Below are 6000 nucleotides of genomic sequence, written 5' to 3' on the forward strand. Positions count from 1 at the left end.
TTGGCAAGTCCGGCCGCGGCGCGTATGTCCTTGGTTCGGGGCGCATGATTGCCGCAACGTCAGCCCCCTTCAACCTGAACGCTGCGTCACGAAAGGCGCGAGAGGCCGTGACAGAGATCCTTGCCCCGACGCCCGACGGACTTGCCCGCGCCGCGCGCTTCCTGAAAGCCGAGGAGCTGGTCGCCTTTCCGACCGAGACGGTCTACGGGCTCGGTGGCGATGCGCGCTCAGACATCGCGGTGGCGCGGATCTTCGAGGCCAAGGGGCGGCCGCGCTTCAATCCGTTGATCGTACATCTGCCCGATCTCGACGCCGCCCGCGCGGTCGGGGTCTTCGACGACCGGGCCGAGCGCGTCGCCTCGGCCTTCTGGCCGGGGCCGTTGACGCTGGTCGTGCCGCTCCGCCCCTCGGCGCGGCTCTCGCCGCTCGTCACTGCAGACCTGCCCTCGGTCGCGATCAGGGTGCCGGCGCATCCGGTGGCGCAACAGCTTCTCCGCGCCTTCAGCGGGCCGGTCGCGGCGCCCTCGGCCAACCCCTCGGGCCGGGTCAGCCCGACGCGGGCGGAGCATGTGATGGCGGGGCTTCAGGGCCGGATCGCCGCCGTGGTCGATGGCGGCGCCTGCGAAGTCGGGCTCGAATCGACGATTCTCGGATTGGTGGGCGAGCCGGTGATCCTGCGCCCGGGCGGCATCCCGGCCGAGGCGCTGGAGGCCTGCCTCGGGCGCCCGCTGGCGACCGGGGGGGACGCCGCAAAGCCCTCTGCGCCGGGTCAGCTCGCTTCGCATTATGCACCTTCGGCGCGGGTGCGGCTCGAGGTGACGCGACCGGAACCCGGGGAGTTCTGGCTCGGCTTCGGGCCCGAGGCGGCGGCGGCCGATCTGAACCTTTCGCCGAATGGCGATCTGGTCGAGGCGGCGGCGAACCTCTTTCACTATTTGCGCGAGGCGGATGCGCGGGCAAAGGGCACAATCGCGGTCTCGCCGGTGCCGGAAAAGGGGCTCGGGCGCGCGATCAACGACCGCCTGCGCCGCGCCGCCGCGCCGCGGGGGTAGTGGCTCCGCGGTTCGATCCATGACCGGATCCGGGCGGGCTAGTTGAGGTTTGGCGCTACCCTCACCCCTCGTGGGGGAGGGAGAGGGAAGTGGCGCCCCCCACCCCCATCCCCTCCCCACGAGGGGGAGGGGAGGCGCCGGATCCCGGTGCGTTGGTCTCCGGCCGGGTCGGTGTCTAGTCGAGCGTCCGGCGGAACCGCATCAGCGCCAGCGCCGAGAGGCCGAGGACGAAGAGGACGAGCGCCGCCATCGGTTGCGCGACGCCGGCATGGTCCGCCCCTTTCAGCATCACCGCGCGGATGAGCCGCAGGAAATGCGTGAGCGGGAAGATCTCGCCCAGGACCTGCGCCCACTCTGGCATGCCGCGATATGGGAACATGAAGCCCGAGAGCAGCAGTGACGGCAGGAAGAAGAAGAAGGTGAGCTGCATCGCCTGCATCTGCGTCCGCGAGGCGGTGGAGATGAGGTAGCCGAGGATCACCAGCGCGGCGACGAAGACGAAGACACCCAAAAGAAGAAGCGGCAGCGCCCCGACGAAGGGTACGTCGAAGATGAGCTTCGCCGCGACGAGGACGACCGTGACCTGCACCGCGCCCACCCCGAGATAGGGCAGCACCTTGCCGAGCATGATCTCCAGGGGCGTCGCCGGCATCGACAGGAGGTTCTCCATCGTCCCGCGCTCGATCTCGCGCGTCAGCGCCATCGAGGTCATCATCACCATCGTCATCTGCAGGATCACGCCGAGGAGACCCGGCACGATGTTGTACTGGGTGATGCCCTCGGGGTTGTAGCGTTCGTGCACGACGACCTCGATTCCGGCGGCCGAGGCCTCGGCGGCGGCGGCCTCGCCGCCGCTCTCGCGCAAAAGCGCTTCGGCCGCGACCGTGCCGAGGGTGGAGATCGCGCCGGAGGCGACCGAGGGATCGGTGGCGTCGGCCTCGATCAGGATCTGCGGATGGTCGCCGCGCGCGACCCGGCGGCCGAAATCCGAGGGAACGGTGACGACGAAGGCGACGTCGCCCCGTGTGATCAGCGCCTCAGCCTCGGCGGCGGAGGCGGCGGGATGGGTGAAGCGGTAATAGCCGGTGAGTTCCAGCGCCGTGACCATCGCCCGGGTGTAGCGGTCCTGCGTCGGCGCCACCAGCGCCGCGGGCAGTCCCTTCGGGTCGGAATTGATTGCGAAGCCGAAGAGCACGAGCTGGATCAGGGGAATGCCCAGCATCATCGCGAAGGTGATCCGGTCGCGCCGCATCTGGATCACCTCCTTGGCAAGGAGCGCGATCAGCCGGCCGAGGGAGAAGTAGCGGCTCATCGACCGGTATCCTTCGCATCGCCCATGAGCTGGATGAAGACGTCCTCGAGGCTCGTCTCGGCCGCGCTCATCCGGCTGCCGGTCTCCGCCGCGACCCGTTCGGCGGAGGCGCGCAAGGACGCGCCGTCGCGGCCGACGACATGCAGCGTCGCGCCGAAGGGCGCGACCTGATCGACGCCATCCGCGCCGCGAAGCCGCCGCGCCGCTTCGGCCAGGGCCTCGCCCTCGAGCACCACGGTCGTCAGGCCGGCATCACGCACCACCTCGGCGACCGTTCCCTTGGCGACGAGCCGGCCGGCGGAGATGTAGTTGATCCGGTGGCAGCGTTCGGCCTCGTCCATGTAGTGGGTCGAGACCAGCACCGTGAGCCCGTCGGCGGCGAGCCGGTGGATCTCGTCCCAGAACTCGCGCCGCGCCTTCGGGTCGACCCCGGCGGTGGGCTCGTCGAGCATCAGGAGCTTCGGGGCGTGCATGATGCAGGCCGCGAGCGCGAGACGCTGTTTCCAGCCGCCCGACAGCGCCCCCGCCAGTTGGTGGCGGCGCGCGGTGAGGCCAAGACCGGCGAGCGTGTCGGCGACGTGCTTGCGGGCCGGCCTAAGACCGTAGAGACCGGCGACGAAGTTGAGGTTCTCCTCGATCGTCAGGTCCTCGTAGAAGGAGAACCGCTGGGTCATGTAGCCGACCTCGCGCTTGATCGCCCGCCCGGCGCGGCGGATGTCGTGGCCGAGGACATGGCCCTCGCCGGCATCGGGCGTCAGGAGCCCGCACATGAGCCGGATCGTCGTCGTCTTGCCCGAGCCGTTGGGGCCGAGGAAGCCCGCGATCTCGCCCTTCCGGACGGTGAGCGAGACGTCGTCCACGACCGCCCGCCCGCCGTAACGCTTGGTCAGGCCGCGGACCTCGATGGCGGCTTCGCCGTTCACCCTTCGGCTCCGGGCAGGCGGACGTCGACGATCTGGCCCGGCTTCAGGCCGGGCGCGTCCTCGGGCGTGGCCTCGATCAGGTAGACGAGCTTCTGGCGGTTCTCGAGCGAGTAGATCACCGGCGGGGTGAACTCCGGCGCGTCGGAGATGAAGGTGACGTTGGCGCTGAGGCCGGGCGCGCAACCGTCGCAATTGACCGCGAGCGTGGAGCCCTGGCTGATCGCCGCGATCTGCGCCTCGGGGACGTATAGGCGAAGCTTGACCGCGCCGTCAGGCAGCATGGAGAGGACCGGCGCCGAGGGGCCGGCAAGCTCGCCCGGCGTCCGGATCACGTCGAAGACCGTGCCCGCCGCGGGCGCAATGAGCCGGCGTTTCGAGAGGTTCCATTCGGCCCGCGCCCGTGCCGCCGTCGCCCCCTTCACCGCGGCCTCGGCGGCGGCGATCTCCTGCGGGCGGGCCGGCAGTCGGGCGACGGCGAGATTGGCCTCGGCCTCGGCCACGCGGGCGCGAGCGACGGTCGCCGCGGTCGCTGCGTCATCGGCCTGCGTCGCGGTGGCCGCACCGCGCTGCGCGAGGTTCCGGAGCCGGTCGGCCGCGCGATCGGCCTCCTCCTCCTGCGCCCGGGCCGAGGCGAGTGTGGCCTCGATGACGCGGATCTCCTCCGGCCGGCGGCCCTCGCGCAGGTTGGCGAGCTGGCTTTCCGCCTGCGCCAGCGCCGCCCGCGCCTCGGCCAGCGCGATCTCGGCGTCGCGACGCTCCATCTCCGCCAGGACCGCGCCGGGCTCGACCCGGTCGCCGCGAGCAACGTTCAAGGCCTCGATCTGCGCGGTCGCCACCGGGGCGATCAGGACGTATTCGCCCTCGACATAGCCGGTGGCGAAGGGTGGCGGCGGCGCGCAGACGGTGAAGAGCGCGGAGAGGAGCGGCACGGTGCAGATGAAGGCAGTCATGGCAGGCGCTCCCTTGCGATGAGCGAATGAAGGTTGGCGGCGAGAAGGTCGCCGATCCGCGCGGCTTCGGCCGGGCCGAGCCGCTCCCAGCCCATGCGGCGGGTGACGACGGGGCGGCCGATGCGGAAATAGAGGACCTGGCCCACCAGCGAGAAGACCATGAGCCGCGTGGCCTCGCCTTCGGCCTCGCGCCCCGTGGCGGCGGCCCAGAGCGCGCAGAAGCGGCGGTGCATCGGCTCGATCATCGCGCCGTAGACGGCGTCGAGCACCGCGCCTTCCTCGGCCACCTCGCGCAGCATGAAGGCGATGACGTCCTCGGCCTCGCGCGCGCCGGCGACGAAACCGACCATGGCGCGCAGGATCGCCTCCATCTGCCGGGCGGCCTGTTCGGCGCTGCCCGGTGTGGCCGAAGTGGCGGCGGCGATGACGGTGCCGATGCGGCGCGCCACCTCGGCGCCGCAGGCGGTCCGGAGGCCCTCCTTGGAGCCGAAGTGATAGGCGATCGAGGCGACGTTGGTGCCCGCCCGCGCGGCGATCTCGCGCGTCGAGGTCGCGGCGAAGCCCTGGCGGCCGAACAGGTGCAAAGCCGCCGCAAGGAGGTCGGCGGCGGTGCCTTCGGGAGCTTTGGGGGCGTCTGTCATGGGGGGCCGGGTGAGTCGCTTGATTGAGTTTAATCAATCGTTTGATTAAACTCAATCAGATCATCAGCGGCCTCTTGTGTGGAGATGCAGCCCTGAGGCTGTTGCGTCGATCAAGATCGACGATCGAACAGCCGCCAGCGCCGCGCAAGTGAGCTTAGCTCGCCTTGGCTGGAGCCACCCAGTTCATCCGGATCAACGCGTTGCCGGTATCTTCGATGACTATGAGCGAAACCATGCAGTTGCCAAATTGCTCGCGGAGCTTGCTGCAGCGCTCCAATGCTTTGCTTGTGGCTTCCTTGACCCGTGCGGACAGCGATTGGTTCATGTCCTGGGCAATCCGCGGCTCTTCGGAGTGAAGCACCAGCGGTACGCCGGTCGCCGGAAGCGGGCCGATAGGTTGTGCCGAAGAATATGTCAGCGCGAATTCCACAATGAAGGGCTTGCCGGAGGACAGGGCACTAAGTTGGATCCTGCTCTCCATCGCGCTGCACGTCGCGGCGAAATCTGCCGGGAGCAGCGTGCAGGCTTCTTGCTCCTGCGCGCTCACCCATTTCTTGATCACTTCGCGGCTCTCGTTGCTGCCGCTGGGCAGGTTCTCCCCGGCGGGCAGTATGTCCTCAGGCTGATAGCGGCGCTGTACCCTCACCAATCGATGCTTTCCCAATGCGTTCGGGTTGACCATCGTGAGAACGATGTTCTTCGTGGCTTCCGCGTCACGCTCTCCCCTCACGGACGGTGCCTCGAGCATCACGGCGACCGGCTGGCAGCGCTCGTCCTTCGGCATGTAGACATCCGGCCGCTGCAAGTCGGGCGTGCACATCTTGCCCGACAACAGATCGGCAACGGCTCCCAGTTCCGCAGCCGCCTCGGGGTTGAAATGCTTGAGGCCGAGATAGCCGACGAAGCCCGCAACCGCGATGGCGGCGGCAAAGTAGAGTGAATTGGACAAGGGAGCATTCCTATGATTGCAAATAACTTCCCGCGATATCTGCATAAATCGAGGCAAATCTAGGTCATGTTGACAATTGGCGGAGCCAGAGGCGGATCGAGGTTATGTCGATGAAACCCAGGAAGCTTTCGGCAGTCTTGTCGTAGCGGGTGGCGACACGGCGGGCGTTCTTG

The 6000-nt window shown here is 68.9% G+C and carries 6 protein-coding genes and 1 pseudogene; 1 reads left to right on the top strand and 6 read right to left on the bottom strand.

Going from position 1 to position 6000, the window contains the following annotated elements; all coding sequences use genetic code 11:
* Window positions 1-107 precede the first annotated feature (107 nt).
* The gene (locus tag OM960_RS03965; protein ID WP_264771119.1) at window positions 108-1052 is read left to right on the top strand and encodes an L-threonylcarbamoyladenylate synthase; all 945 of its coding nucleotides are present in this window, start codon (window positions 108-110) and stop codon (window positions 1050-1052) included.
* A gap of 175 nt (window positions 1053-1227) precedes the next feature.
* Here OM960_RS03965 and OM960_RS03970 read toward each other — a convergent pair whose 3' ends face one another.
* From OM960_RS03970 to OM960_RS03995, 6 genes and pseudogenes are all read right to left on the bottom strand, one after another.
* Entirely contained in the window at window positions 1228-2364 is a 1137-nt protein-coding gene (locus OM960_RS03970) for an ABC transporter permease (protein ID WP_263335463.1), read from the bottom strand.
* Window positions 2361-3287, bottom strand: a complete 927-nt coding sequence (locus tag OM960_RS03975; RefSeq protein ID WP_264771120.1) for an ABC transporter ATP-binding protein — start codon at window positions 3285-3287, stop codon at window positions 2361-2363. The genes OM960_RS03970 and OM960_RS03975 overlap by 4 nt, the downstream gene beginning before the upstream one ends.
* Window positions 3284-4237, bottom strand: a complete 954-nt coding sequence (locus OM960_RS03980) for an HlyD family secretion protein (protein ID WP_264771121.1) — start codon at window positions 4235-4237, stop codon at window positions 3284-3286. The genes OM960_RS03975 and OM960_RS03980 overlap by 4 nt, the downstream gene beginning before the upstream one ends.
* The gene (locus tag OM960_RS03985; protein WP_264771122.1) at window positions 4234-4878 is read right to left on the bottom strand and encodes a CerR family C-terminal domain-containing protein; all 645 of its coding nucleotides are present in this window, start codon (window positions 4876-4878) and stop codon (window positions 4234-4236) included. The genes OM960_RS03980 and OM960_RS03985 overlap by 4 nt, the downstream gene beginning before the upstream one ends.
* A gap of 154 nt (window positions 4879-5032) precedes the next feature.
* Window positions 5033-5827: a hypothetical protein gene (locus OM960_RS03990; protein ID WP_264771123.1), complete on the bottom strand. Its 795-nt coding sequence runs from the start codon at window positions 5825-5827 to the stop codon at window positions 5033-5035.
* Window positions 5828-5891: 64 nt separating this feature from the next.
* A pseudogene (locus tag OM960_RS03995) lies at window positions 5892-6000 on the bottom strand (IS5/IS1182 family transposase); the annotation flags it as partial.

It is taken from the genome of Defluviimonas salinarum, from assembly GCF_026013545.1.
In the GTDB taxonomy this organism is placed as follows: Bacteria; Pseudomonadota; Alphaproteobacteria; order Rhodobacterales; family Rhodobacteraceae; genus Albidovulum; species Albidovulum salinarum.